This window comes from Microbacterium sp. NPDC064942 (genome assembly GCF_049545525.1).
GTDB lineage: Bacteria > Actinomycetota > Actinomycetes > Actinomycetales > Microbacteriaceae > Microbacterium > Microbacterium gawkjiense.
In genome coordinates this window covers 412,293-436,928 of the sequence record NZ_JBMWDR010000001.1, presented here as the reverse complement: position 1 = coordinate 436,928, position 24,636 = coordinate 412,293, and the positions used below count along the sequence as shown (strand labels likewise).

Here is a 24,636-nt window from a genome sequence, read left to right as displayed (position 1 = left end):
GTGTCGACGGGGTGAGCGGGACGAGGTGCAGAACATGTTCGTGGATTCGGAGACGCTGCGCGCACTGCCGACGCGTCGACCGGCGGATGCCGCACCCCGAGCGTCGCGCATCCAGTGGGACCAGATCGCGGAGGACCGCTACGAGGTCCGGATCGCCGGCGAGGTCGCCGGCTACATCGACGTCGTCGGCGCCGTATACGTGGTCCTCACGGGGCCGCGGTACGACCGGGCTGAGGAGGTCGCGCAGACCCTCGTCTGGTCGACCGCCACGACCGCACTCGACCAGCACCGCGCGCGCGGCTGATCAGTCGGCCGCACGGTCGGCCGCGGACCGTGCCTTCGTCGCGGCGGTACGGGCTCGGCGGCGCTGCTCGGCGAGGTCCTCGACCTCGGCGCGTGCCCGCTCGGCCTCGTCCTCGAGACGGGCGCGCTCACGGTCGAGTTCCGCCAGGCGGTCCTCGAGCGACGACGCCCTCTCCTGCGCCGCCTGCCAGCGGTCCTCGATGCGATCGAGGTCGCGCTCGAGACTCTCGGCGTGACGTCGCGCCTCGGCCGCTGCTCGCGCGGCCTCGCGGGCCGCGCGACGCTCGGCGAGGTCGTCGGTCGGCTCGGGCCGGGCTGAGGCGACGTCGAAGGGTCCCGAGACCGCGTCGGAGAGGTCGGGCGCGTCCATTCCGGTCGCCTCGATGGGGCGTAGCAACCGGGCGCTCGCGACGGCAGCCGCGGCATCCGGATCCCGCAGCGCGGCGTCGAGGGTCTGCTCGACTGCGGTGCGGATGGTGCCGCCTACCTCGACACCGCGCTCGCCCGCACGCCGCACGGCGCGATCGACGAGGTCACGGAGGATGCTGCGACGGCGCCGGGTGAGATCGGCGAGAGCGCGAGCATCGCCGGCATCCACTGCTTCGCGGAACTCGTCGGCGAGGTCGGCGGCCGAGGTGAGCGCGTCGGCGTCATCTGAGGCGAGCAGGTTGACGACCCAGGCGGCGAGGACCGGTTTGCGGAGCTTCTTGATCGCGGCCGCGAGATCCTTGTCGGATGCCTCCGCCGCGGCTGCGGTGCGCAACGCGACGAAATCACCGGCGGGAGCCACGCTCAGCCGCGTGGCGACCTCGATCAGCCGCGTGGCGACCTCGATCAGCCGCGTGGCGTCCGTCTCACCGGTCATCTGCCCATCCTCCCCCATGTCGCCGGCGCGGATTCGGCAGGATTCCGACGCGGCACGGCAGGCGTCGGCCCGCGGCGACCTCATCGCCCGTCCTATCGTCGGAGGATGCTGGAGATGCGCCCGAACTGCGAGTCTTGTGCGCGCGATCTGCCCCCGGACGGTGAAGCGTACGTCTGCTCGTACGAGTGCACATGGTGCGCCGCGTGCCGCAATGGCTTCCCTGGACACGCCTGTCCGAACTGCGGCGGCGACCTGCAGCGGCGGCCGACACGGGTGGTCCGGCCCGCCGACGGGTGATTGACTACCGGCCATGACGTTCGCTGTGGTCTCTGGCCATTCACCCCAGCCGCGACATCGTGACGCGGTGATCGAGTCGATGCGCCGCTACAGCCGGGTCGCCCGCGAGCAGCCCGCGCTCGAGTGGGCGGGTGTGGTCGACGACGAGGGCGGTCGCCTCGTCGGGATCGTACTGTGGGAGTCCGCGGAGGCAGCGGCTGCGGCGCGTCCCGCCCTCATGGCCGAGGTGGGCGACGATCCGTTCACGACGTGGGACGAGCGTCCCACCGAAGGTTTCCGCGGGCCCGTCCGCTGATTTACAGGCCGCTCGCGACGGCGGCGGCGGCGCGCATCCAGGCGTCCTTCGTGCGCGACTGCAGGGCGTCGTAACGGATGCGGCCGGCCTTGAGCGCGTCGTCGAACGGGATGATCTCGACCGCGCGGACGTGACCCTCGAAGCCGGCGGCGATGCGCTGCGCGGCGCCGATGCCGGCACGCTCGGACTGCCCGACGATGACCACGGCGCCGTCGGCGAGGCGGCGCGAGTGCTCGTCGCGCTTGCGCAGCGCGTCGAGGAGGAGGGCGGCGGATTCGGCCGACTCGGGGGCGGCGAGGGTCGGGACGACGAGCTGATGCGCCGAATCGATCATGCGCAGCCAGCGGTCGGCCGACTCATCGTTGCCCGAGTCGAAGATGACCATGCGGTAGTAGCGCGCCGCGACCTGCGCGAGCAGGTCGAAGTCGGCGGTCGTGATGCGCTGGTCGGCCGCGAGCAGTTCGGGGTTCGAGCGCAGCACGTCGTAGCGGTCGACGGACTGGTGATGAACGAATCGTGCGATGTCGGAGACGGATGCGGTCGCCTCGAGCAGCCGCGATGCTTCGGGGAGCAGGTCGCGGATCGTCGTGTCGTAGTCGCCCTGCTCGGTGCGCCACCCCAGGGTGCCGCGGGTGTCGTTGTTGTCCCACGCGAGGACGTTGCCGCCGCCGTGGCGTGCGAACACCGCCGACAGCACCGCGGTCGTCATGGTCTTGCCGACGCCGCCCTTGCCGTTGGCGACGGCGATGGCGCGGCATCCGGCCCACTGGCGCGAGACGGCCTTCTCGCGCTCGGCGCGCGCGAGTTCCGCCTTCGACGGCTTGATCGGGATGCCGATCCGCACGAAGAACGAGCGCCAGCCCGAGACGGTGGCGGGGTGAACTCCGGGAGGCTCGATGAACGAGGGACGGGACCCGTTGGAGGCGGATGCCTCGAACGCGGTCTCGGGCGCGGGTGCGCCGTCGGTGGGGGCCGGCGCCTCGGGCGTGGCGGTCGCTGTGCTGTCCGGGTCGGCTGCGGGCTCCGGGTCGTCCGTGGGCTCCGGCTCGGCTGCGGGCTGCGGCTCGTCCGCGCGCGCGACGTCGACGGGGTCGGTTCCCGTCGCCGGAACGGCTGCGGGGATCTCGGTCACGCGGGCGGGTGCCCATTCGGCCGGCGCCGCCGCGTCGTCCTCGTCGAGGTCGTCGTCGTCCCCGCTGTCGAAGACGGGGGGCCGCTCGGCGGACTCCGGGAGAGGGTTCGACGACGGCGGGAAGAACGCCGGCACCTCGGCGACGAGCGCGGGCTCCGCGCCATCCACCTCGGGCTCAGCCTCCGCGGCGGGAGCGTCGTCCTCGTCAGCCTCGGCCTCGTGCACCGGCTCGGGGTCCGTGGTCCACCACGCCTGCTGGCGCAGCTCCGCACGGGTGACGGTGCGGTCATCCACCTCGACGTCGATCTCGCCCGAAGGTCCCACGATCAGGCGATGCTCACCGCGGTCGCCGCTCGTGCGCAGTTCGATCGCCGTGCCGGCGGCCGCGGCATCCGCTCTCACCCGGTCGACGATGAGGCGGCGCACGCCGTCGGCGTCAGGAGCGTCGAGGGTCTGTTCGGCGCCGTCGACCGTCGTGAACCGTGCCGACCCACCGGTGACGTGCGCGGAGGCGTGTGTCGGTTCACTGCCAGTGCTCATGGATTCCTCTCGGTGCGCGACGGACGCGCTCCCACGCTATCGCGCGCGACGCCGAAATCCCCGGTGGACGGGCAGAGTCGCCGCGTCAGGCCCCCCCCCGGCCAGCCGAGGTCGCGGTGGCTTTCCGGACCAGCACCGCGTTCCGCGTACGGATCAGCCGCTGCATGTACGGGCGCAGCAGGAGCGGTTCGACGAGCACCCCGAGCAGCGGCGAGCGCAGGGTGACGGTGTCGGTCATGACCGTGACGTCCCCGTCCCGCTCGAACCGGTGCTCGTGACGGAAGACCCGGAACGGTCCGCGCACCTGCTCGTCGACGAACCGACGCGGGCGCTCGAGCGCGGTGATCTGCGAGGTCATCGTCCACATCACGCCGAAGTGGCGGGCGCGCCAGGTGACGCTCTCCCCCAGCCTGATCGTCCCGCTCGTCACCCCGGCGACGGCGCGCTCGCGCGACCGCCGCATGGAGTCGAGGTGCGCGTCGATCGACAGCGAGAGGTCGAACAGCACCTCCGGCACGCACGCGACACGCGTGACCTCGGTGAAGGTGGTCGTCATCCCGTCAGGCTATCCACCGCTCACACGACGTATCGCGTGCTCGGCCGCCCGGCGGTCGCGTAGTCCATCGTGCGGCGGGCGGCGCCCTCGTCGGCGAGGTGCTCGAGGTAGCGCCTGCAGCTCACCCGCGAGAGGCCGAGCTCCGCGGCGAGGTCGGCGGCCGTCCCGCCGCCGAGGCGGCGCAGCGCGTCGTGCACGAGCTCGAGTGGGTTCCATCGCCCCCACGCCCACCGGCCGACGAAGGCGGCGATCACGACGGCGACGGTCCACGGTTCCCAGGACTCGCGCCTCCGTCACGAAAGAGGCTTCGGTGAGTTCCGTACCGGGGGTCACCTTCGCGACACCCCACGCGATGACCAGCAGTGTGATGCCGATCGTCCACACCGCCCAGCGCCTCACTGTCCCTCCTCCTCGGGCTGGGCGTCGGCGCCGGATCCGACGTCGGTCACCGGCACCGACACCCGCGCACCCACCACCGGGTCGATCCACACCTCGCCTGAGAAGACGATCTGGCCCTCTTGGAGGGTGAAGTCTCGGAGTTCGAGCTCGAGCTCATCGCCCGCAGCCAGTTCATCTGCGCCGATGATCCAGGTCACGACGAGCTCGGCCGGCAGGCCCGGCTGCAGCCATGGCTCCTTCGTCCCGTCATCGAACCGGGCCGCCGCTACGGGTACCGGGTCCGCGAGCGAGGGCGCGCGGAGCATCCCGGTCAGGGACGCGTCGTTCTCCGCCGGCACCGCGCGATCCCACGTGTTCTCGGCGGTCACGACGACGGCGAGGACCCGCTCACCCTCCTCGGCGTTCGCAGACGCGCCCGCCTCGGGGAACGAGTCGATGAGCACCGCCCGCTCCACCGTGAACGCGAGCATGTCGTTGCGGTGCTCGTCGCCCGCCTGCAGGGCGGCGATGGGGGGTGCGGCGACGGCGTCGAGCCCGCCGAACGCGGCCGCGGCGCCGAGGAACACGGCCGTGACGATGCCGGGGAGCCACGCAGTGGGGACCCGGTCGGTGACCTCGTGCAGCCACCGGGCATTCCGCGGGGAACGGATGCCCCGGGGCTCGTCTCCGGAGGCTGTCACGGCGTCATCCTAGCGACGCGGGCACCGGCATCCGTCCCTCTCATGCCGACAGCGCGAACTCCTCGGCCGGGGGCACGGTCGAACGCCGGCATTCCCCCGCCCGCGGCCCGGGTTCGTCCACACCCCGGGATCGTGTCAGAGTACGGGGGTGGAGATTTCCGTGCTCGTGGTTGACGACGACGACGACATCGCCATGCTCCTCGTCTCCAGCCTCGACCGCGCCGGAATCGTGGCCGGCCGCGCCGGCAACGGCCGGGAGGCGGTCGAACGGGTCGTCGCCGACCATCCGCGCGTCGTGCTGATGGACTGGATGATGCCCGGCACCGACGGCATCCAGGCAGCGCGTGAGATCCGGGCCGCCGGCATCCCGCAGCCCCACATCATCATGCTCACCGCGCGCGTCCACAGTTCGGACCGCGAGGAGGCGCTCCGCGCCGGGGTCGACGAGGTCGTCGCTAAACCCTTCCGTCCGCGCGAGATCGTCGCGCACGTGAAGGAACTGCTCGCCGCGGTGGCCTGACGGCGCTACGCCGTCAGCGGACATCCCCCCGCAGGGGGGACGCGCAGGTCGGCGGGTGGTGGCACTCTGAGACTCATGCTCGGAACCCTCCTGGTGCGCTACCTGCGCACCTACCGCTGGCTGGTGGTCGGGGTGCTGGTCTTCCAGTTCGCCTCCGCCATGGCCGCGCTCTACCTCCCCCGTCTCAACGCCGACATCATCGACAACGGCGTCACCCGCGGCGACATCGGCTACATCTGGTCGCACGGTGTCCTCATGCTGACGATCGCCCTCGGGCAGATCGTCGCCTCGATCATCGCCACGTTCTTCGCCGCCCGCGCCGCGATGGCCGTCGGGCGCGACATCCGCCGCGACGTCTTCCAGCGCGTCAGCGGGTTCTCCGAGCGCGAGGTCACGCAGTTCGGCGCCGGTTCGCTCATCACCCGCAACACCAACGACGTCCAGCAGGTGCAGATGCTGGCGATGATGGGCGCGACGATGCTCGTCACCGCGCCGCTGCTGGCCATCGGCGGCATCATCATGGCGCTGCAGCAGGACGTCGGACTCAGCTGGCTGATCGGCGTGTCGGTGCCGACGCTGCTGGTCGTCGGCATCCTCATCATCAGTCGTATGGTGCCGCTGTTCCGCAGCTACCAGAAGAAGCTCGACGCGGTGAACCGCATCATGCGCGAGCAGCTCACCGGCGTCCGCGTCGTCCGCGCGTTCGTGCGCGAGCGTATCGAGGAGGAGCGCTTCCGGGGCGCGAACATCGACATCATGATCGTCGGCCGCAAGGTCGGGTCGCTGTTCGTGCTGATGTTCCCGCTCGCGATGCTCATCCTGAACGTCACCGTCGTCGGGGTCATCTGGTTCGGCGGCATCGAGGTGAACGAGGGGTCGGTGCAGATCGGCACACTGTTCGCTTTCATGCAGTACATCGGTCAGATCCTGATGGGTGTGCTGATGGCGACGTTCATCACGATCATGATCCCGCGCGCCGCGGTGTCGGCCGACCGCATCGGCGAGGTCCTCGCGGTCGAGGGCGGACTGGTGAAGCCCGCCCAGCCCGTGTCGGTCTTCCCGACGCCCGGCACCGTCGAGTTCGACGACGTCACCTTCACCTACCCCGGAGCCGACGAGCCCGTGCTCTCGGGGGTGAGCTTCTCGGCCGCGCGCGGCGAGACGGTCGCGATCGTCGGATCCACCGGCGCCGGCAAGACGACGCTCGTGTCGCTCATCCCGCGGCTGTTCGACGTGACGAGCGGATCCGTCCGGGTCGCGGGCGTCGACGTGCGCGAGGCGGACCTCGACCGGCTGTGGCAGGGCATCGGCCTCGTCCCGCAGAAGGCGTTCCTGTTCACCGGCACCGTCGCCTCGAACCTGCGGTTCGGCCGTGAGGACGCCACCGACGACGAACTGTGGCACGCGCTCGAGATCGCGCAGGGTCGCGACTTCGTCGAGGAGATGGACGACCGCCTGGGCGCCCGCATCGCGCAGGGCGGCACGAACGTGTCCGGCGGGCAGCGGCAGCGCCTGTCGATCGCCCGCGCGATCGTGCACCAGCCCGACATCCTCGTCTTCGACGACTCGTTCTCGGCGCTCGACCTGTCGACCGACGCGAAACTGCGCCAGGCCCTCTGGCGAGAACTGCCGCAGGTGACCAAGATCGTCGTCGCGCAACGCGTCTCGACGATCACGGATGCCGACCGCATCGTCGTGCTCGACGGCGGCCGGATGGTGGGGGTCGGCACGCACGACGAGCTGCTGGCCACGAACGACACCTACCGCGAGATCGTCGAATCGCAGCTGGGGGTGGACGCATGAGCGCGCCCGAGAAGGAGATGACCGAGGAGGAGCGCCTCGAGGCGGAGCTCGCCGAACAGGCCCGCCTGAACAGCGGCGACTGGGACTCCGTCGCCCCCGGCAAGGCGTCGCAGTTCGGCCCGAACTTCTTCCGCATGATCGGGCTGCTCTCGCCCTACAAGTGGTGGTTCGGTCTCGTCACGCTCGCCGGCGCCGTCGGCGTCGTGCTCGCCGTGATCGCGCCGAAGGTGCTGGGCGAGGCGACCAACATCGTCTTCGAGGGGTTCCTCTCGAACTTCCTCGGGCAGAATCCGGCGCTGGCGGGGCTCTCGCAGGACGAGGCCGTCGCGGCGCTGCGCTCGCAGGGTCAGGACGATTTCGCGAACATCGTGGGCGCCATGCAGAACTACGCCCCCGGTGCCGGGGTCGACTTCGACGCACTGAAGGTCGTCATCACCTGGGTGCTCGTGATCTACGTCGTCTCCGCGGTCCTCACCTGGATGCAGGGCTACGTCATCAACGTGATCATGGTCCGCACGATGTGGCGCCTGCGCGAGCAGGTCGAGGCCAAGCTCAACCGCCTGCCGCTGTCGCACTTCGACCGCGTGCAGCGCGGTGAGCTGATCTCGCGCGTCACCAACGACATCGACAACATCACCCAGACGATGCAGCAGTCGCTCTCGGGTGCGCTGACCGCGATCCTCACGGTCGTGGGTGTGCTCGTCATGATGTTCTCGATCTCGTGGCAGCTCGCCATCGTCGCGCTCGTCGCCCTGCCGCTCATGGCGATCATCTTCGGCATCATCGGGCCGAAGTCGCAGAAGGCGTTCGGGGTGCAGTGGCGCAAGGTCGGTCGCCTCAACGCCCGCGTCGAGGAGTCGTTCTCGGGGCACTCGCTCGTGCGGGTCTTCGGTCGCGAGGCCGACGCGCAGGCGAAGTTCCAGGAGGAGAACGAAGAGCTCTTCCAGGCGGCGTTCAAGGCGCAGTTCCTGTCGGGCATGATCATGCCCGGCATGACGTTCATCGGCAGCTTGACCTACGTCGGCATCGCCGTGCTCGGCGGTCTGCAGGTCGCGAGCGGACAGCTGCGCCTCGGCGACGTGCAGGCGTTCATCCAGTACTCGCAGCAGTTCACCCAGCCGCTGTCCGAGCTCGGCGGCATGGCGGCGGTCGTGCAGTCGGGCACCGCCTCGGCCGAGCGGGTGTTCGAACTGCTCGACGCCGAGGAGCAGGAACCGGATGCCGCCGACGCCCCCGCCCGGGGCGACGGGCGCGGTGTCATCGAGTTCGAGAACGTGAAGTTCTCGTACACGCCCGAGCACCCGCTGATCACCGACCTGTCGTTCCGGGTCGAGCCCGGGCAGACGGTGGCGATCGTGGGCCCGACGGGTGCGGGCAAGACGACGCTCGTCAACCTGCTGATGCGGTTCTACGAGCTCGACGGCGGACGCATCCTGCTCGACGGTCAGGACATCGCCCAGCTCTCCCGTGACGACGTGCGCTCCCGCACCGGCATGGTGCTGCAGGATCCGTGGCTGTTCGCCGGGTCGATCCGCGAGAACATCCGGTACGGGCGCGAGTCGGCGACGGACGACGAGATCGTGGATGCCGCCGTCGCGACGCGCGTCGACCGTTTCGTGCGCTCGCTCCCCGACGGCTACGACACGATGCTCGACGAGGACGCCTCCAACGTCTCCGCCGGCGAGAAGCAGCTGATCACGATCGCCCGGGCATTCGTGGCGCAGCCGGCCGTGCTGATCCTCGACGAGGCGACCTCGTCGGTCGACACACGGACCGAGCTGCTGCTGCAGCACGCCATGGCGGCGCTCCGCGAAGGACGCACGTCGTTCGTCATCGCGCACCGGCTCTCGACGATCCGCGACGCCGACCTCATCCTGGTGATGGAGCACGGCGACATCGTCGAGAAGGGCACGCACGAGGAGCTCATCGCGGCGCAGGGCGCCTACTACCGGCTGTACCGCTCGCAGTTCGAGCAGGCGCACGACGACCTCGTCGACGCGCCGGTCGCAGAGGACGCCGCTCCGGCGGAGTGAGCCGGTCTCACCCGCGGGCGGTCCGCCGTGTCACGACGGCCGACCGCCCGTCGGGTGCGACGTGCCAAGCGACGCCGACCCCGGCGACGGTCGGATCGCCATCCGGGTCGGTGACGAGCGCCGTGTGCTCGTCGACTGCGTAGCCGACCGGGACGAGTCCCGCGGCCACGGCGGCGGTCAGCCGGGTGACCGTCCCCCACTGCGCGGCGTGGACGTCGATCGCGAAGGGCACGAGACCCAGTCCGGGGACGACGAGGAGCTCGTCCTCCTCCTCGCCGGCATCCTCACTCGCGACGGGCACCCCGTCGAGCAGCCACCCGCCGACGAGGGCCTCGGATGCCGCGATCGCCGCGCCGGCCGAGAAGCCGACGTACGGCATCCCGCCCGCCACGCGCTCCCGCACGAGGGGTGCGATGTCGGCGAACGCGTGCGCGTAGGTCGGGGTGAGGCCGCCGCCCACGACGAGCGCGTCGACGTCGTCCAGGACCTCGGGGGCGAACCGGTCACCCTCGGCGAGGCTCACCACGTCGGCACCGGCCGAGCCCGCGAGGTCCATGAGCCGACGCCACCGCGGCACCGATTCGTCGTCGTCCGCTTCGATCACGAGCAGCGCGCGCACCCGTGTCGCTCCGGCGAGCGCGTCCGCGAACAGGGGGACGAGGAGCGCGTCGTCCCGCCCGCCCCCGAGGAGGTGGACACGGGCGGGGTGGGCTGAGGTGGGCATGTCGGCGATCGTATCGGGGCGCCCGGAATACGACGGCCGTCCCGTGTCGTTCCCCCTCAGCATGAGCCTGTACGAATCCGCTGTCTTCGGTGATCTGGATCTGTCCAACCGCGTCGTCATGGCGCCGCTGACCCGCACGCGTGCGGGCGACGACGGCGTGCCTACCGACGACATGGTCGAGTACTACCGCCAGCGCGCGGGCATGGGACTCATCGTGACGGAGGGCACATGGCCGGTGCGCGAGGGGATGTCGTACCTCGGCCAGCCCGGCATCGAGACGCCCGAGCAGGTCGAAGGCTGGCGCCGCGTCACCGAGGCCGTGCACGCCGAGGGCGGCACGATCGTGATGCAGCTCATGCACGGCGGCCGTGTGTCGCATCCCGAGATCTCGGGCGTCGACCGTGTCGTCGCCCCGAGCGCGATCGCCTCACCCGGCGAGGGACGCACGCGGGACGGCAAGGTCGCGCTGCCGGTCCCCCAGGAGTTGAGCACGGCGGAGGTCGCCGAGGTCGTCGAGCAGTTCGTCCAGGCGGCGCGCAACGCGATCGCCGCGGGGCTCGACGGCGTCGAGGTCCACGGCGCGAACAGCTACCTCGTGCATCAGTTCCTCTCCCCCGAGTCGAACGTCCGCGACGACGCCTACGGCGGGTCCCCGGAAAACCGCGCACGTTTCGCCGTCGAGGTGACCCGCGCGGTCGCCGACGCGGTCGGTGCGGGGCGCACCGGCATCCGTCTCTCCCCGCAGCACCAGATCCCCGGGGTCCTCGAGACCGACGACGCCGACGCGCTCGCGACGTACACCGCGCTCGCGCAGGGCCTGGCTCCGCTCGGGCTCGCGTTCGTCGACCTGCTGCACGCCGACCCGAAGAGCACGATCGTCCAGCGGATCCGGCACGAGGCGGCCGCACCGTCGATCGTGAACTCCGGCTTCGGTACGGTCACGACGCGTGAGGAGGCCGAGGAGCTCGTGCTCGAGGGCTGGGCCGACGCCGTGGCGGTGGGCCGACCTGCGATCGCGAACCCCGACCTCGCCCTGCGGTGGGAGCAGCGCGCCGAGCTCAACGAGCCGCGGCCGGAGTTCTTCTACACGGGTGGGGCCGTCGGCTACACCGACTACCCCTCGCTCGCCGAGGTGCGCGCGGAGCGCTGACACGCCTGCGGCCGGGTCAGTCGCCCGCGACGAAGTCGTATTCCTGGAAGTCGCGCACCTCGTGCTGCCAGCGGCTCTCGACGAACGCGACGTGGTCGGGGTGCTCGTTGTACGCGTCGTAGGCGGCCTGGTCGTCGAAGAGCATCGTGAACTGCCAGCGCAGGTCGCTCTTGTCGCCGACCTGACGGTTGATGCGGAACTGCTGCACGCCGGGGATCGCCGACAGCGACCGTTGGGCGTCCGTCAGGAACGTCTTCTCCTCCGAGGAGCCCTCGGCGTGGTGCAGCGCGAACACGACGGTGTGCTGAATGGTCATGGTGACCAAGGCTAACCCCGCCCGGTCAATCGGCGGCGATCTGTCGGCGCACCTCGTCGATCGTCGCGAGCACCGAGACGACCTCGTCGTGAGGGTGCAGCGGCGATTCGACGAGCCCTTCACCGACGAACGAGGCGAAGGCCGTGGCCTGGTAGCCGAGGCCGTCGTGGACGGTGGGGAGCGCGTCGTCGTGCCACACCTCCTCGTCGGCACCGTGCAGCTGCAGCCGCAGACCGGTGGGGCCGTAGAACGGCGCGAGGACGTCGAGCCGCCCCCGTGAGCCGAACACCGTCGCCTCGACGGGGGTGACCGCACCGAAGGTGGTCGTGAGCGCGGCCTGCGCCCCGGCATCCGTTTTCAGGGCGATCGTCGCGCTGTCGTCGACACCGGTGGGAGCGAGGGTGCCGACCGAGCGGATCGTGCTCGGCGGCCCGATGACGGACGACGCGAACGCGACGATGTAGACGCCGAGGTCGAGCATGGCGCCGCCGCCGAGGGCGGGATCGAACATGCGGCTGGTGGGGTCGAACGGGACGAGCGAGCCGAAGTCGGCGCGGACGAGGTCGATCTCGCCGAGGGTGCCGGCGGCGAGCACCTGCCGGATGACGTCAGCCTGCGGCAGGTAGCGCGTCCACATCGCCTCGGCGACGAGGACGCCGGCGGCACGCCCCGCGGCCAGGATCTCGGTCGCGTCGACGGCCGAGAGGGCGATCGGCTTCTCGATGAGGACGTGCTTGCGGGCCGCGATGGCCGCCAGCGCCTGCTCACGATGGAGCGGATGCGGGGTGGCAACGTAGACCACGTCGACCTCGGGGTCGCCGACCAGGTCCGCGACCGACCGGTGCACGCGGCCGATGCCGTGGGCGTCGGCGAACGCGCGGGTCTTGTCGGCATCCCGCGCGGTGACGGCCACCGCGCGCTGCCCCGTGTGGGCGTGGAGGGCGTGCACGAACCGGTCGGCGATGCCGGTGCCGATCACGCCCCACCGCAGGGCGGGGACGGCGGCGGGGTCGATCAGGCGGGGTGCGGGGAGGAGAGGCATCCCGCCATCCTGCTGCATTGTGCGCGCGGCGCACCCTAGGCTCGCGATGTGCACGATTGGACTCTCGACGATGACGTCCCGTGTCTCGAGCGCCCCCATGAATATGCAGGACAGGATCGCGTGTCGATCATCATGTGGTCGAGCACCGGCACGCGCACGGAGCAGCTCGCTGTGCTCGAGGAATGGATAACCTTCCTCCGGACGCCACGCCCCATCGTGCAGCTGCACCTCGCGGGGTGGTCGAACGACCGCATGGTCAGGGCTCTGTCGGCCCAGACGAACGTTGTCGACCTGCGCGTCGAGCGGGGCCGCTACATGGATCTGTCCGTGATCGGGGCGTTGCGGCAGCTCGAGACGCTCTCCATCGGCTGGGCGACGTCGCTCACTGATCTTCGACCGCTGATGGCGCTCGGTCGTCTCCAGACGTTGCGAATCGAGGGGGCCGCGGGGCTCCGGGACTACGCCCCGATCGGCACCCTGACGGCCTTGCGAGATCTGCAGGTCGGTGTAGCGACGGACCGCAGGACGAGCGCCGACTCCCTCGAGTTCGTTCGCCACCTGCGTGATCTGCGCTCCTTCGCGTGGGAACCGGGGGTCGTGAGCAACGATTTCACGCCGCTCCTGTCGATGGGCGACGTGGACGAGATCGAACTGCGCGAACACCGCGGGATGTTTCCGTCGATGGCTGACCTCGAAGAATCCCTGCCAGGACTCGCGCGCACGCGCGCCGCGGCCGCAGACGCGTACGACCCTGACCCGTGGCATTTGTCGGACTTCCGGGATTTTGTGTTCGACGAGACTGCGGAGCCCGACGAGTCGCTCCGTGGTCCCATCTCGGGCATGGCGTACCGGACGTTCACTCGCACGGCGCGCACGCGATCAGAGCACTTCTGGATCCGGGTGACCTCGCCCTCCCTCGACACGAAGACGCCACCACAGGTCGAGCGTCTCATCGACCAGTGCGCGTTCGCCGGCGATGCCGCCGGCCCCCTCCTCCTCTGGGACACTCCGATCCCGCGTGCAGCCCGGGACGACATCGACGGATGGTTCGCCGGCAACGCAGACAGGTGGGCGCCGAGAGCCCGTCCGGAGACCCTCGACGTCAGGGATATGGAGCCGCTGCCGGATGAGGAGTTCTGGCCTCGTCTCGAAGTTTTCGACGGTCGCTTCGACGGTGTCACGAAGCATCGCCGTTTCGAACGTGAACTGGCCGCGCGCGGCGAGGACTTCGTCCTGCGTTGGACGCAAACTCTGGGTCTGCTTGCGGCGCGGGCGCTGCCCGCTGCGCGAGCGATCATCGCGTCGGACCGGACACTTCACGGAGAGGAACTCGCCGTCGTGGGGTCCTTGATCGGACGAGGGCGCGACAACTTCGAGACCTGTCTTGCGGACCCGGCGTCGTGGACACGACCGGCCAATCTGGACATGGCCGCCGTCGTCGTCCACCTGGGTCAGGGCATACTGCGGCACAAGAGCGAATCGATCGAGATCATCACGGCGTTCTCTTCCGAGATCCGACGCTCACAGGACGAAGATGAGATGTCGGAACTCTTCGACGAAAGCGATCGGCGGTACCCCATTCTCACCAGTGCACGCGCCGTGGTGAGAGTCGACGGTGCCGACCGTGAGCGGCTCGTCGCCTTCGACACCGCCGGGATCGAGGAGCACCTCTGGGAGGCCGCGGCCGAGTCGGCGGTTCTGTCCTTCGGTGGGTCGGTGATCGCCGGCCCTGAACTGTCGACGACGTGGATGGACTGGGACACCGGTTTCGGGCGAGCGTTCACGGTCCGACGCCGGTCATCGACCCCCGACGACGACTACATCGCGCGATACGCCGGGATCTGAGGCACGGCCTCGTCCCCGAACCCGGCGTCAGACGTCGAGCAGTCCGTCGCGGACGACCACGACCTTGCCCACGGTGCGGCCCGCCTCGACGTAGGCGAGGGCGGCGCCGGCCTGCGACAGCGGGAAGGTGCGCTCGAGGTGCGGGGTGAGACGCGCGGATGCCGCGAGCTCGACCAGCTGCGCCGTCGTCTCGGTGCGGGTGACGGCGGTGATCGGGCGGAACCGCCCGCGGGTGACGGCGGAGCGCAGGATGCGTCCGAAGGGTCCGAAGAAGGGATGCCCGTCGCCACCGACCAGGGCAGCGGTGCCGCCGGGGGCGAGCAGGTCGCGGAGGACCGCGAGGGGCGGATCGCCGGCGATGTCGACGACGGCGTCGAACCTGCCGCGGGGCAGGTCGCTGAGTTCGAGCGCGCGGTAGTCGAACGTCCGGGCGGCTCCGAGCCGGTCGAGCACGGGTCGCGCGCGCTCCCCGCACGTCGCCCACACCTCGGCGCCGCGGTCGGCGGCGAGCTGCACGAGGAAGGTGCCGACGCCGCCGCCCGCTCCCGCGATGAGGACGCGCGCGCCGGAGCCGACGCGGCAGGCGTCGAGGGTCTGCACGGCGGTGTTGCCGGCGATGGGCAGGGTCGCAGCGATCGCGGGCGCGACCGTTTCGGGCAGGAGGGTGAGTCGCTTCGCGGAGACGACGACGCGGTCGGCGAGGGTCTCGCGCCCCGACCCCACGACGGCGTCGCCGACGCCGAACTCGGTGACGCCGTCGCCGACGGCGAGGACGGTGCCGGCGACGTCCATGCCGCGGCCTCGGATGCGCGGTCCGCGGAGGCCGAGCGCGACGCGGACGAGTCCCGGCTCACCGCGCATGAGGTGGATGTCGCCGGAGTTGAGGGCGACGGCATCCGTCTGAAGCAGGACCTCGCCGGCGCGCGGTGCGGGGACCGGGACGGTCTCGGGGCGGACGGCGTCGGCGGAACCGTAGCGGCGCTGGCGCCAGACGGTCATGGTGTCGGTCATGGGTCAGTCCTCCGGGTACTGGAAGGCCGCGTCGAAGGGGACGTCGAGGACGCGGACGATCTGGAAGGCCATCTCGAGCGAGGGCGAGTACTTGCCCTGTTCGATGGCGATGAGGGTCTGGCGGGTCACGCCGACGGCGCCGGCGAGGTCGGCCTGGGTGAGCCCGCGGTCGGTGCGCAGCTCGCGGATGGCGTTCGTGACGCGTGTCGGCTTGACCATCAGACGAGCCCGCGGCGGTAGGCGACGACGCGGGCGATGCCGCCGCCGACCGACGAGAGAGCGAAGCCCGCATAGAGCGTGTTCGCGATCCAGAACGGGGCGGCGTCGATCGCGCAGAGGGCGATGCCGACGACGCCGCCGATGACGAGGAACGCGACACCGACGCGGTCGCCCATCTGCGTGATCGCACGGTCGCGTTCGTCGGCGGCGTTCTCGCCGCGGAGGGACCCGCCCTCAGCGACGACACCCCAGATGATCGTGACGACGATCGAGACGACGATGCCGCCGATGATCGTCCAGAGCATGGGTCCGAGCCATTCGACCTCCGGGAGGGGGGTGGATGCCGCCCGCCCCGCGACGACTGCGGCGTAGACCGCGATGGCGATGAGCGAGACGACGAGTCCGACCCACGCGGCGCGTTCCTCACGAGCCATGCTGCACCTCCGATGTCAGGAATGTTTGACATCAGAAGGATGACACGACGATCCGCAACGTGTCAAGAATTCTTTACTCGAGGAGCCCCATCGCGTCGAGCGCCTGCTGCAGGGCCGGGGCGATGTGCTCGGCGTAGGCGACGGTGAGGTGAGTCTGGTCGTACTTCGTCGGGATCGTTCCGGCGAAGGGCGGACAGACGTCGTCGGCGCAGGTGAACGGCAGCGACGACAGCGCGTGGTCGCCGGCGGTCGTCGCCAACGACTCCGACGCTTCCTCCATCGCGCGCCAGGCGCCGTCGACGGCGCTGTCGCACGCGCGGGGCGAGGACGTGGGCGTGTAGCACGCGGCGAGGCTCACTCCCCGGTGATGAGGTCGTCGGCGGACAGGTCCTGCCCGGTTACGGTGTGGCCGAGGGTGAAGGCGTTGGACATGACGACGAGGTCGGGCCGGTCGGTCCAACCTGTGAGGTGCACATCTGAGGGGCGTAACGTCCGAAGATGAGCACACACACGCAATCGGGACGCGGCACCGCCGACGTCCTCGGCCTCAGGTCGGTCCTCGTCGGGTCCCTTCCCGCCGGACTGATGACGCAGGCCGCACCCGAGCGGTACACCGTCGAGGCGGTGTTCGACCGGCGCCCCGAGAAGGCCGAACTCGACGAGATCGTGGGCGACGACACCGCGCGACTGTTGGCGGGCGCCGGTTACGGATCGGTCACGTTGACGGTGGCCGACCGTCGCCTCGAGATCCACGGCACGACGCTCGAACAGCTCCACGACGGCCTCGCGGTCTTCCTCGCCGATCGACTCGCGGACATCAGCACCGATCTGCGCGCGCGACAAGCCGAGGTCGAGACCCAGACGATGGACCTCGCCGCGCGGGAGAATGACCGCGCCGCTGCTGTGGCCACGCTGGCCGCCACGGTCTCGTTCGAACGGTCAGCCCGCCTCGACGACGACCTCGTCGCCGACACGCACGACTCCGCCGCCGTCCGCGGGTAGCAGCAGGACCCCCAGGGTCGCTTCACTCTGGCCGAACTCGGTCGTCAAGGTCCGCAGCAGACGGGCATCCCGCCGTCCGTCGTCGGGGTTCGCGGTGATCGCGGCGCACCGTCCGATGGGACGCTGCACCTCGAACCGCACCCCGCCGATGCGGACGTGACCGGACCAGTCGAGCTCGGCCCAGGGCGCGATCCCCGAGACGACGATGTTCGAGCGGAAGCGGCGACTGTCGACGGGCGCGGGCGTCGCCGCATCCACGTCTGCGACGGTCTCCGCGCCGTGCAGTGACACGTAGCCGCGGGCGCGATCCTGGAACCGCGCGGTGCGACCGTCTCCCACGAGGTGCAGGGGCAGCACGCCCGGGCGCTGCAGCAGCCGCGCGTCCGCGGACCGTTCGACGAACGCGGTGACGGCCGCCGAGAGTTCGTGCCGTCCCGCCTCATCGAGGCCCGCCTCCGCCAGGACCCGCCCGTCCTCACTCAGTCGCAGCAGACCGGTCTGCGCGTCGAAGACCGCGCGCACGCGCGCGATCGAGGGGAAGTCCATGAGCGACAGCCCTTTGCTCTTCGGCCACGACTCGAGGCCACCGGCATCCTCGGGCTCGGTCGCATCCGCGAAGCGGAAGGCGAGCACACGGTCACCGGCGATGCGACCGTCGTCCTGCACGCGGAGTTCGGTGCGGGGCTCGGGCGTGAACCCTTTGACGGGATAGCGGTAGAGCTCGGAGACGACGGCCACGCCTCTACCCTGCCCCACCGACGCGGATGCCGCCCGCTCAGGCCTTCTTCTTCGCGGCGCTGCGCCGGATCAATCCGAAGAGGATGGTGCCGACGAAGAGCACGATTCCGATGAGGCCCAACCAGAAGAGGCCCTCGAACACGAATCCGACGATCGACAGCACCACCCAGATGACGAGCAAGATGATGAGCACTGTCCACATAGGCCCCACCGTACGCGCGATGGAGCCCGGAAGATACGGGTCACGTCTGGCGGTAGTGGCGGACCCGCTCGTCGCGTTCGAGGAGGAACTCGTGGTCCTCGGGATAGAAGACTGCGCGTTCGATGTCCTCCCCCGCGAAAGCCGCGATGACGGCGAAGTTCTCCCACCGCGACAGGGTGGTGATCTCGGTCCGGCCGTCGCCCAGGTCCCGGGTCAACAGCCACGCACCCAGGTTCCCGGGTGTCGCGCGATACGCGTCCATGCCGGTGCGTTCGACGTACTGGACGTAACGGCCTTCGTCCTCGGTGCGGACGACGCCCGTCCACATACGGACGACGGGCTGCCCACTGGAATGCGTCACCCGCCCACCCTTGCAGAGGTGGGCGGGTGACGCGAGGGGGTCAGCTGCCGAGCGCGGAGAGTTCCGCGAACTCCTCGTCGGTCAGCTCGATGACGGCACCCTGCAGGTTGTCCTCGAGGTGCGCGACGCTCGACGTGCCCGGGATCGGCAACATGACCGGCGAACGCTTCAGCAGCCAGGCGAGCGCGATCTGCGCCGGCGTCGCGTTCTTGCGCTCGGCGATGTCGGTGAGCGGCGAGTCGGCGCCGGTGAGACCGCCGGTCGCGAGCGGGAACCACGGGATGAACCCGATGCCCTGCTCCTCCGACCAGTCCAGCAGGGCCTCGGCGTCGCGGTGCTGCAGGTTGTAGAGGTTCTGGACGGTGACGATCTCGGCGATCTCCTGCGCGGCCTTCACCTCGTCGACGGAGACTTCGGACAGGCCGATGTAGCGGATCTTGCCCTCGTCCTGCAGCGCCTTCAGCTCGCCGACCTGGTCCTCGAGCGGGACCTTCGGGTCGATGCGGTGCAGCTGGAACAGGTCGATGCGCTCGAGGCCGAGACGCCGCAGGCTCATCTCGGCACCCTGGCGCAGGAACTCGGGGCGCCCGAGCGGCGGCCACACGTTGGGGCCGGTGCGCGTGAGGCCGGACTTCGTCGCGATGACGACGTCGTCGGCGTAGGGGTGCAGTGCTTCCTTGAGGAGCTCCTCGGCGACGTACGGGCCGTAGGACTCGGCAGTGTCGAAGAAGTTGACGCCGAGCTCGACGCTGCGGCGGAGGACGCGGATGGCCTCGTCGTGATCCTTGGGCGGACCCCAGACACCGGGACCGGTGAGCTGCATCGTGCCGTAGCCGAGGCGGTTCACCTCGAGCTCCCCGCCGATGCGGAACGTGCCGGACGACTGTGCAGGCTTCGTGGTGTTCGTCATGCCGGGTTCCAGCGCATCGAGGCGCCGGAACATTCCCGCGTCAGCTCTTCGCGCCGGTGCCGGATGGCCTGGACCCCGAGGTACACGAGGTACGCGGCGCCGACGATCTTGACCGCGGTGAAGGCGACGAGGTGCTCGATCGGGATCATGAGGGAACGTTATCGCGGCCGGCATCCGGCTCCGACCTTGCCGTCTAGGCGCCGATCGGGCGAAGCCCCTCGGGCGATTCGATGAGCATCTCCAGGTCGCCGAGCGCGGGCCAGCCGCCGAGCGCTCCGAGGTCGCCGCCGGACTCGTACCAGGCGTCGCGTTGCTCGGGCGTCCAGTTGCCGCCTTCATCGACGAAGAGGCTCGCGAGCACACCGTCCGTCACCACGAGCCGCACGTCGAAGGTGACATCGCCCAGGGCGCGGAACCGACCGACGACGGGGAACGTCGCGTCCGCCGGAACCGCCCGCGGCAGGTCGACGTCGACCTGGAGTTGCGCGACCGGCCAGAATCCACCGTCGCTGTCGTCGAAGACCAGACGCTGCGCATGCGCGAGCTGGGCGCGGAGCTCCGGCGCGCCGAAGAGATCGGTGACGGCGAGCAGATGCGCGGCGAGGGCGCGGACGTCCTCCGGCAGGTCGACGGCGGCTTCGTGCACCTCGGGGGTGTCCTCGTCCTCCAGAGCGTCGAGGGTTCGGCTCGCCCACCACGAGCCGAAGGCGAGGACGGTCCCCCCGGCTGCCAGCCAACGGCGCGGATGCCGGGCGCCGGTGCGCGCGATCGCGTCCTGCACGCGGGCGTCCACCGCTTCGCCCGCATCGGCAAAGCCGAGGGCCGCACCGGCGGCGCCCGCGACGAGCGCCGCCCGCCCGACCGGCGGCACGGCGCCGCTCGGATCGCTGCTGCGGAATCCGACGCCGACGGTCCAGGCGGCGAGCCCAGCGTTCGCCAGCCGGTAGACGAGGCGCTGCCCCACCGTGAGACGGCGGGGGTCGATGAGGGTGAGGACACCGACGACGCACGACGACACGACGCCGTGGGTGATCGAGGTCGGATCGTTCAGGGCACGAAGAGCTGAGCGGATCGGCATGATCCGAGGGTAACGATCGCCGACGCCGCGGCCCGGCATCCGCTCTGATCTGCGAGCATCGAGGGATGCACTCCATCACGACGGCGCAGCTGGCCGAGGCCTCCCCCGAGAACATCATCGACGTGCGCGAACCCGACGAGTTCGCGGCCGGCCACGTGCCCGGCGCGCGCAACATCCCGCTCGCGACGGTGCCCGATCACGTCGACGAGCTGCGCGAGCTCGACGACCTGCACCTCATCTGCCAGGCTGGCGGGCGCAGCGCCCGCGCGGCGGCGTTCCTCGAGCACCATGGACTCGAGACGACGAACGTCGAAGGCGGCACGGGCTCGTGGATCGCCGAGGGGCGCCCCGTCGAGAAGTGACTCGGGGATAACACCCCGGTCCGTCCACGCTGACCCTCTAGGGTCGGACGCATGGCATCGACGGCGTCCGCATACCTGACCGGCTTCGGCCGGTACCTGCCGGGCGATCCGGTCGACAACGACGGCATCGTGAGCCGCCTCGGCGGAGACGACGCGGTGACCGCCCGCATCCGTCGTCGCGTGCTCGATGCGAACGGCATCCGGCAGCGGTACTACGCGCTCGACGAGCAGGGCGAGCCGACCGAGCTCGGTGACGTCCCAGATGAACGACAGGACGAAGGCGGCGATGCCGAACGGGGCGGCGATCAGCGTCACCGGGAGGGCGCGACGGCGCATCTCGGCCGGATCGGCCTTGCGCTTCGCCTCGAGGGCCCGGGTGTACCGGCGACGGGAGCGGACGGGGTACTCGACGTCACCCGGGTGATTCTGGAGCGCGTCCACGGCTTCGGCCACCGGCCCATCCTGGCATCGGTGGGGTGTGGTTCGCGTTAGCGTGGGAGGGCCGCGACGGAACGGGGAACGATGACGCAGCCGCAGACGACGCCCAAGAACGGGCTCGCGATCACGACGCTGATCGTCGGCATTTTCGCGTTCCTCACCGGACTCATCCCGTGGGTCGGCCTGCTTCTCGGCCTGTCGGCGTTCGCGCTGGGGGTGTTCGCGCTCACGCGCGGCCAGTCGAAGCCGCTCGCGCTGACGGGCGGGTCGCTCGGCGCGGTCGCGGCGATCACGGGGCTGATCTCGACGATCGCCCTGATGGCGTGGCTGATCGGCGCGCCCGGAGGCGCCTGACTCTTCACCGCGGACGTTCGGGGCCACTACGGTGACGACATGAGCGACACGGCAGCAGGGTGGTACGACGACGGTTCGGGCACGATGCGGTGGTGGGACGGCACGGCCTGGACCGAGCAGACCCAGCCCGCCCCTCCCCCGCAGGGTGGTCTCGGCGGCTTCATCGCGCAGGCGCAGGCCGACGCTGTCGCCGGCGGGCAGCCGCGGCAGGCGCCGGCCGGGATGAGCTACGTCGTGCTGCAGGTCGTGCTGAAGGAGAAGATGTGGGGCGCCGGGTCGAACAACCTCGTCGAGCTCGAGGCGGCGATCAACCGGCAGGCGGCGCTCGGGTATCGCCTGCACACGATCACGACGGCGTCGTCGGGCAGTACGGGCTTCGGCGGCGGTGACCGCATCCAGGCGACGATGGTGTTCGAGAAGCTGGTCTGAGCGGTCGGCTACCGGCCCAGCCGACGCAGCCGCAGGCGCGCCATGTCCTGCGCGCGGGGTCCCGACCCGAGCGCGCGCTCGGTGACGCGCAGGATGAGGCGGGTCGCCGTCTTCACCGGGAGCCACGAGCGGCGGAGGCCCAGCATCCGCCGGATGCGGGGTGGGAACGTCGCGACCGCGGCGGCGAACAGGACGCGGTAGGCGACGCCCATCATCCCGGTGAACGGCGGCTTCTTGAGGAACCGGACGACGTCGTCGACGCGTTCGTCGCGGCGCAGTTCGCCGCGGTCGAGGTAGCCGTCGATCTCGGCGCGAAGGGCGGCGTCGGTGAGGGGCGGGTCGGTGACGCGCATGAGTCGGCCGGCGGTGGCCCAGTCGGCGACGTAGGCGTCGGGGCCGCCGGGGATGGGACCGCCGTAGGCCTGATGGCTGCGCAAGAACGCGTCGGTGAAGGCGAGGTGCACCCAGCGGACGAGGTCTTCCTGCTCAGCCGTGTAGGCGCGTGTCGAACCGTCACCGGCGACGAACTCGCCCTGCACGCGGCGGTGGAATCTGCCGACGCGGGCCGTCTCGGCATCCGCTTGTGGCGTCGAGCCGTAGGTGAGGGTGACGACCCACCGGACGGTGCCGGTGAGACGGCCGATCGGGTCGTCGCGGTAGCGCGACCAGTCGTGCACGCCGGCGAGGGCGCCCGGGTGGAGGGCTTGGAGGAGCAGCGCGCGGATGCCGGCGACGAGGGTGCCCATACCGGCGTGAACCGTCCAGGCGGGGCCGTTCTCGGCGAAGTGTCCGGCGTCGTCGCCCTCGGCCAGGGCGCGGACGTACGGCGCCATTCCGGTCGGGTCGCCCGCGAGGGCGGTGAGCAGGCGGGCGCGGAGTCTATTCGGGTGCGGTGGGGCCGAGGGTGGTGCGGACGTCACCCTTCCAGCGTGCCATCGCGGTGGCGCGACCGGGCCGGATCAGGCTGCCTGGTAGCCACACAATGGGGAGGACTCCCCATCGCGAGCGGTTGACGCGTGTCCCTACGCTGACATCGCCCGACAACGACGATGGATGCCGTGCGGCGTGACTTCTGGGGGATGGACCGCCCCCGCGCGACACCATCGACGGATGCCGCTTGGCGTGAACGTGTGGGGATGGCTCACGCCGTGCGGAGCCGGTCGACGTCGACGCATTGCTCCGTGCGCGCGGTCGGGGCGGCCCTGATCAGAACGGCGCCGGTTCGTGGCTGTGCGGGGGTCGCCTGGCAGGGGTGAACGCGACGGCCGGGGTGGGGGCGTCTTCGCGGTAGATCCTGCCGAGGGGTGAGGTCCATTCGAGGACGCCACCCCCGAGTTGTCGCACCCTCCAGGCGGTGAACTGCTTCATCGAGTGGTGCCGCTGGCACAGATGGGCGAGGTTCGCCTTCTCGGTGCGCCCACCGAGGGCGTGGTCATGGGTGTGGTCGATCTCGGAGCGGATGGCGGGTACGCGGCATCCGGGGAATCGGCAGTGCTGGTCGCGGGCGCGCAGGTGGCGGCGGAGCGGAGGTGGCACCCGGTAGGTGTCGACGGCGAGCACCGTATGGGTGACCGGGTCGGTGACGAGGCGTTCCCACGAGGGGGTGTCGCCGGCGAGGCGCCGCGCGGTGGCCGCGTCGATGGGGGTGCGTCCGACGAGGTCGCACGGCACCTCGGTGCCGGACAGCGCGAGTGCGGGGATGACGACCTGCACGTGGGCGCGGATGGCTCCGAGCGGGCCGGCGGTCGTGTCGCGGGTGTCGTCGAGGGCCGGTGTGCCGGCGAGGAGCAGGTCGGCGAAGACGTCGGCTCGGACCTGGTCGATGGTTCGGCCATCGGTGTCGACGACGTCGCTGGAGCGTTCGGTGCGTGTGTCGATGATCGCGCGGGCCTGGCGGGTGAGCCGGTCGTGGATGCCTTCGGCCATCACGGTGGGCACCGTGGCGACGACGTCGCTCATGCCGTTGCGGCCGGGGACGAGGCGCACAGCGCGGTGGGCGGCGGCATCCTGGTGTCGTTCGGTGAAGGTGCGCGGGTGCATCTGCAGGGCGAGCATCTCGATCTCGGCACGTACCCGGTTGGGGGTGTCGCGCCGGCAGCGCTGGATCGCGACCGCTTCGAACGGCAGACGGATGTCGGCGGGAAGTTCGGCGCCGGCGTCGACGATGATGTCGACGTGCGCGCGGGTGATGGAGCCTGCGCGCCACGCCGCGAGCGAGGCGGCGTAGTCCTCGACGATCGTGCGGGCGCGGGTGATGCGGCGCTGCACGGCGCGGTCGGTGAGGTGCATGAGCCCACCGAGCTCCGCGGCGATCGCCCGCAGCGCCATGTCGTGCGCCTGCACGCGGGCGGGCGAATCGGCGGCTTGCTGCTCGGCGAGCTCGCCCGCGCGGGCGAGCACCTGCAGCTGCACGATCTGCGCCCGGGTGAGCAGCTTCTCGGCCATGACCGCCTCGTGCGCGATGTCGGCGAGGGGCGCGAGGCGTTCCCGCGTGCCGATCGTGCCGTGCCAGGTGGTCATACTCCCATTGTGGTGAGGGCCTCCGACATCGGTTTCGGATGCCGAGGCGACAGCGGGCGAGCGAGATCAGACCGCGCC

General features: G+C 70.8%; 33 protein-coding genes. 13 read left to right on the top strand and 20 right to left on the bottom strand.

Going from position 1 to position 24,636, the window contains the following annotated elements; all coding sequences use genetic code 11:
* The first annotated feature begins 34 nt into the window (after nt 1-34).
* On the top strand, nt 35-304 hold the full coding sequence (locus ACPEH2_RS02110) for a hypothetical protein (RefSeq protein ID WP_423718134.1): 270 nt from the start codon (nt 35-37) through the stop codon (nt 302-304).
* Here the strand turns inward: ACPEH2_RS02110 and ACPEH2_RS02105 are convergent, their stop codons facing one another.
* Complete coding sequence (locus tag ACPEH2_RS02105) at nt 305-1,168, bottom strand: cell division protein ZapB (protein ID WP_423718133.1); 864 nt, start codon at nt 1,166-1,168, stop codon at nt 305-307.
* 105 nt (nt 1,169-1,273) lie between these two features.
* Here ACPEH2_RS02105 and ACPEH2_RS02100 point away from each other — a divergent pair, with 105 nt between their 5' ends.
* Nucleotides 1,274-1,465, top strand: a complete 192-nt coding sequence (locus tag ACPEH2_RS02100) for a DUF1272 domain-containing protein (RefSeq protein ID WP_423718132.1) — start codon at nt 1,274-1,276, stop codon at nt 1,463-1,465.
* 67 nt (nt 1,466-1,532) lie between these two features.
* Nucleotides 1,533-1,760: a hypothetical protein gene (locus ACPEH2_RS02095; protein ID WP_423718131.1), complete on the top strand. Its 228-nt coding sequence runs from the start codon at nt 1,533-1,535 to the stop codon at nt 1,758-1,760.
* A gap of 1 nt (nt 1,761) precedes the next feature.
* Here the strand turns inward: ACPEH2_RS02095 and ACPEH2_RS02090 are convergent, their stop codons facing one another.
* The 4 genes from ACPEH2_RS02090 to ACPEH2_RS02075 form a co-directional block, all read right to left on the bottom strand.
* Complete coding sequence (locus ACPEH2_RS02090; RefSeq protein WP_423718130.1) at nt 1,762-3,432, bottom strand: AAA family ATPase; 1,671 nt, start codon at nt 3,430-3,432, stop codon at nt 1,762-1,764.
* Nucleotides 3,433-3,517: 85 nt separating this feature from the next.
* Complete coding sequence (locus ACPEH2_RS02085; RefSeq protein WP_363491675.1) at nt 3,518-3,988, bottom strand: SRPBCC family protein; 471 nt, start codon at nt 3,986-3,988, stop codon at nt 3,518-3,520.
* Between the two features lie 20 nt (nt 3,989-4,008).
* Complete coding sequence (locus tag ACPEH2_RS02080) at nt 4,009-4,242, bottom strand: helix-turn-helix domain-containing protein (protein ID WP_359917029.1); 234 nt, start codon at nt 4,240-4,242, stop codon at nt 4,009-4,011.
* 141 nt (nt 4,243-4,383) lie between these two features.
* Entirely contained in the window at nt 4,384-5,067 is a 684-nt protein-coding gene (locus ACPEH2_RS02075; protein WP_423718129.1) for a hypothetical protein, read from the bottom strand.
* A 148-nt stretch (nt 5,068-5,215) separates the two neighbouring features.
* Between ACPEH2_RS02075 and ACPEH2_RS02070 the strand changes: the two genes are divergently transcribed.
* The 3 genes from ACPEH2_RS02070 to ACPEH2_RS02060 all read left to right on the top strand — a co-directional run bounded on the left by ACPEH2_RS02070 (nt 5,216) and on the right by ACPEH2_RS02060 (nt 9,423).
* Nucleotides 5,216-5,587, top strand: a complete 372-nt coding sequence (locus tag ACPEH2_RS02070; protein ID WP_253034101.1) for a response regulator transcription factor — start codon at nt 5,216-5,218, stop codon at nt 5,585-5,587.
* Between the two features lie 75 nt (nt 5,588-5,662).
* The gene (locus ACPEH2_RS02065) at nt 5,663-7,390 is read left to right on the top strand and encodes an ABC transporter ATP-binding protein (protein WP_423718127.1); all 1,728 of its coding nucleotides are present in this window, start codon (nt 5,663-5,665) and stop codon (nt 7,388-7,390) included.
* Nucleotides 7,387-9,423 carry an ABC transporter ATP-binding protein gene (locus ACPEH2_RS02060; RefSeq protein WP_423718126.1) on the top strand — a complete coding sequence of 679 codons (2,037 nt, stop codon included), beginning with the start codon at nt 7,387-7,389 and terminating at the stop codon, nt 9,421-9,423. The genes ACPEH2_RS02065 and ACPEH2_RS02060 overlap by 4 nt, the downstream gene beginning before the upstream one ends.
* A gap of 7 nt (nt 9,424-9,430) precedes the next feature.
* On the opposite strand, the gene ACPEH2_RS02055 is transcribed toward ACPEH2_RS02060, so the two are convergent.
* On the bottom strand, nt 9,431-10,147 hold the full coding sequence (locus tag ACPEH2_RS02055; protein WP_423718125.1) for a Type 1 glutamine amidotransferase-like domain-containing protein: 717 nt from the start codon (nt 10,145-10,147) through the stop codon (nt 9,431-9,433).
* 61 nt (nt 10,148-10,208) lie between these two features.
* On the opposite strand from ACPEH2_RS02055, the gene ACPEH2_RS02050 reads away from it, so the two are divergent.
* A complete protein-coding gene (locus ACPEH2_RS02050) occupies nt 10,209-11,297 on the top strand; it encodes an alkene reductase (RefSeq protein WP_363491671.1) in 1,089 nt (362 codons plus the stop codon).
* 16 nt (nt 11,298-11,313) lie between these two features.
* Here the strand turns inward: ACPEH2_RS02050 and ACPEH2_RS02045 are convergent, their stop codons facing one another.
* Together ACPEH2_RS02045 and ACPEH2_RS02040 are read right to left on the bottom strand one after the other, a co-directional pair.
* Nucleotides 11,314-11,613 carry a Dabb family protein gene (locus ACPEH2_RS02045; protein WP_359917015.1) on the bottom strand — a complete coding sequence of 100 codons (300 nt, stop codon included), beginning with the start codon at nt 11,611-11,613 and terminating at the stop codon, nt 11,314-11,316.
* Nucleotides 11,614-11,638: 25 nt separating this feature from the next.
* Nucleotides 11,639-12,655, bottom strand: a complete 1,017-nt coding sequence (locus tag ACPEH2_RS02040; protein WP_363378466.1) for a Gfo/Idh/MocA family protein — start codon at nt 12,653-12,655, stop codon at nt 11,639-11,641.
* Nucleotides 12,656-12,775: 120 nt separating this feature from the next.
* Between ACPEH2_RS02040 and ACPEH2_RS02035 the strand changes: the two genes are divergently transcribed.
* Nucleotides 12,776-14,500, top strand: a complete 1,725-nt coding sequence (locus tag ACPEH2_RS02035; protein ID WP_423718124.1) for a hypothetical protein — start codon at nt 12,776-12,778, stop codon at nt 14,498-14,500.
* A gap of 27 nt (nt 14,501-14,527) precedes the next feature.
* Here the strand turns inward: ACPEH2_RS02035 and ACPEH2_RS02030 are convergent, their stop codons facing one another.
* The 4 genes from ACPEH2_RS02030 to ACPEH2_RS02015 form a co-directional block, all read right to left on the bottom strand.
* On the bottom strand, nt 14,528-15,511 hold the full coding sequence (locus ACPEH2_RS02030; protein WP_423718123.1) for an NAD(P)-dependent alcohol dehydrogenase: 984 nt from the start codon (nt 15,509-15,511) through the stop codon (nt 14,528-14,530).
* Nucleotides 15,512-15,514: 3 nt separating this feature from the next.
* A complete protein-coding gene (locus tag ACPEH2_RS02025) occupies nt 15,515-15,730 on the bottom strand; it encodes a helix-turn-helix transcriptional regulator (protein WP_184216259.1) in 216 nt (71 codons plus the stop codon).
* Complete coding sequence (locus ACPEH2_RS02020) at nt 15,730-16,164, bottom strand: hypothetical protein (RefSeq protein ID WP_423718122.1); 435 nt, start codon at nt 16,162-16,164, stop codon at nt 15,730-15,732. Before ACPEH2_RS02020 ends, ACPEH2_RS02025 begins: the two co-directional genes overlap by 1 nt.
* Nucleotides 16,165-16,237: 73 nt before the next feature.
* Complete coding sequence (locus tag ACPEH2_RS02015; RefSeq protein ID WP_254632365.1) at nt 16,238-16,522, bottom strand: hypothetical protein; 285 nt, start codon at nt 16,520-16,522, stop codon at nt 16,238-16,240.
* A 140-nt stretch (nt 16,523-16,662) separates the two neighbouring features.
* Here ACPEH2_RS02015 and ACPEH2_RS02010 point away from each other — a divergent pair, with 140 nt between their 5' ends.
* A complete protein-coding gene (locus ACPEH2_RS02010; protein ID WP_423718121.1) occupies nt 16,663-17,166 on the top strand; it encodes a hypothetical protein in 504 nt (167 codons plus the stop codon).
* Here ACPEH2_RS02010 and ACPEH2_RS02005 read toward each other — a convergent pair.
* Genes ACPEH2_RS02005 through ACPEH2_RS01980 form a run of 6 tightly spaced genes read right to left on the bottom strand, consistent with a single transcriptional unit; the run spans nt 17,104 to nt 20,455 of the window.
* Nucleotides 17,104-17,904 carry an MOSC domain-containing protein gene (locus ACPEH2_RS02005; RefSeq protein ID WP_423718120.1) on the bottom strand — a complete coding sequence of 267 codons (801 nt, stop codon included), beginning with the start codon at nt 17,902-17,904 and terminating at the stop codon, nt 17,104-17,106. The genes ACPEH2_RS02010 and ACPEH2_RS02005 overlap by 63 nt on opposite strands.
* Before the next feature lie 37 nt (nt 17,905-17,941).
* The gene (locus tag ACPEH2_RS02000) at nt 17,942-18,106 is read right to left on the bottom strand and encodes a hypothetical protein (RefSeq protein WP_217532526.1); all 165 of its coding nucleotides are present in this window, start codon (nt 18,104-18,106) and stop codon (nt 17,942-17,944) included.
* Nucleotides 18,107-18,146: 40 nt separating this feature from the next.
* Nucleotides 18,147-18,467 (bottom strand): hypothetical protein, encoded by a 321-nt coding sequence (locus tag ACPEH2_RS01995; RefSeq protein WP_423718119.1) that lies wholly within the window; start codon nt 18,465-18,467, stop codon nt 18,147-18,149.
* A gap of 40 nt (nt 18,468-18,507) precedes the next feature.
* Nucleotides 18,508-19,377, bottom strand: coding sequence for an aldo/keto reductase (locus tag ACPEH2_RS01990; protein WP_217532528.1), 870 nt, complete (start codon nt 19,375-19,377; stop codon nt 18,508-18,510).
* Nucleotides 19,374-19,526 carry a hypothetical protein gene (locus tag ACPEH2_RS01985; RefSeq protein WP_423718118.1) on the bottom strand — a complete coding sequence of 51 codons (153 nt, stop codon included), beginning with the start codon at nt 19,524-19,526 and terminating at the stop codon, nt 19,374-19,376. The genes ACPEH2_RS01990 and ACPEH2_RS01985 overlap by 4 nt, the downstream gene beginning before the upstream one ends.
* A 44-nt stretch (nt 19,527-19,570) precedes the next feature.
* Nucleotides 19,571-20,455 (bottom strand): hypothetical protein, encoded by an 885-nt coding sequence (locus tag ACPEH2_RS01980; protein ID WP_423718117.1) that lies wholly within the window; start codon nt 20,453-20,455, stop codon nt 19,571-19,573.
* Nucleotides 20,456-20,520: 65 nt separating this feature from the next.
* On the opposite strand from ACPEH2_RS01980, the gene ACPEH2_RS01975 reads away from it, so the two are divergent.
* The 4 genes from ACPEH2_RS01975 to ACPEH2_RS01960 are packed head-to-tail and all read left to right on the top strand — an operon-like array spanning nt 20,521 to nt 22,038.
* On the top strand, nt 20,521-20,817 hold the full coding sequence (locus tag ACPEH2_RS01975) for a rhodanese-like domain-containing protein (protein ID WP_423718116.1): 297 nt from the start codon (nt 20,521-20,523) through the stop codon (nt 20,815-20,817).
* 51 nt (nt 20,818-20,868) lie between these two features.
* Nucleotides 20,869-21,309 (top strand): hypothetical protein, encoded by a 441-nt coding sequence (locus tag ACPEH2_RS01970; protein ID WP_423718115.1) that lies wholly within the window; start codon nt 20,869-20,871, stop codon nt 21,307-21,309.
* A 30-nt stretch (nt 21,310-21,339) separates the two neighbouring features.
* The gene (locus ACPEH2_RS01965; RefSeq protein ID WP_423718114.1) at nt 21,340-21,609 is read left to right on the top strand and encodes a hypothetical protein; all 270 of its coding nucleotides are present in this window, start codon (nt 21,340-21,342) and stop codon (nt 21,607-21,609) included.
* A gap of 39 nt (nt 21,610-21,648) precedes the next feature.
* On the top strand, nt 21,649-22,038 hold the full coding sequence (locus ACPEH2_RS01960) for a DUF2510 domain-containing protein (protein WP_366213391.1): 390 nt from the start codon (nt 21,649-21,651) through the stop codon (nt 22,036-22,038).
* Between the two features lie 8 nt (nt 22,039-22,046).
* Here ACPEH2_RS01960 and ACPEH2_RS01955 read toward each other — a convergent pair whose 3' ends face one another.
* Both ACPEH2_RS01955 and ACPEH2_RS01950 read right to left on the bottom strand, forming a co-directional pair.
* On the bottom strand, nt 22,047-22,871 hold the full coding sequence (locus tag ACPEH2_RS01955; RefSeq protein WP_423718302.1) for an oxygenase MpaB family protein: 825 nt from the start codon (nt 22,869-22,871) through the stop codon (nt 22,047-22,049).
* Nucleotides 22,872-23,244: 373 nt separating this feature from the next.
* A complete protein-coding gene (locus tag ACPEH2_RS01950) occupies nt 23,245-24,558 on the bottom strand; it encodes a DUF222 domain-containing protein (protein WP_423718113.1) in 1,314 nt (437 codons plus the stop codon).
* Between the last annotated feature and the right edge of the window lie 78 nt (nt 24,559-24,636).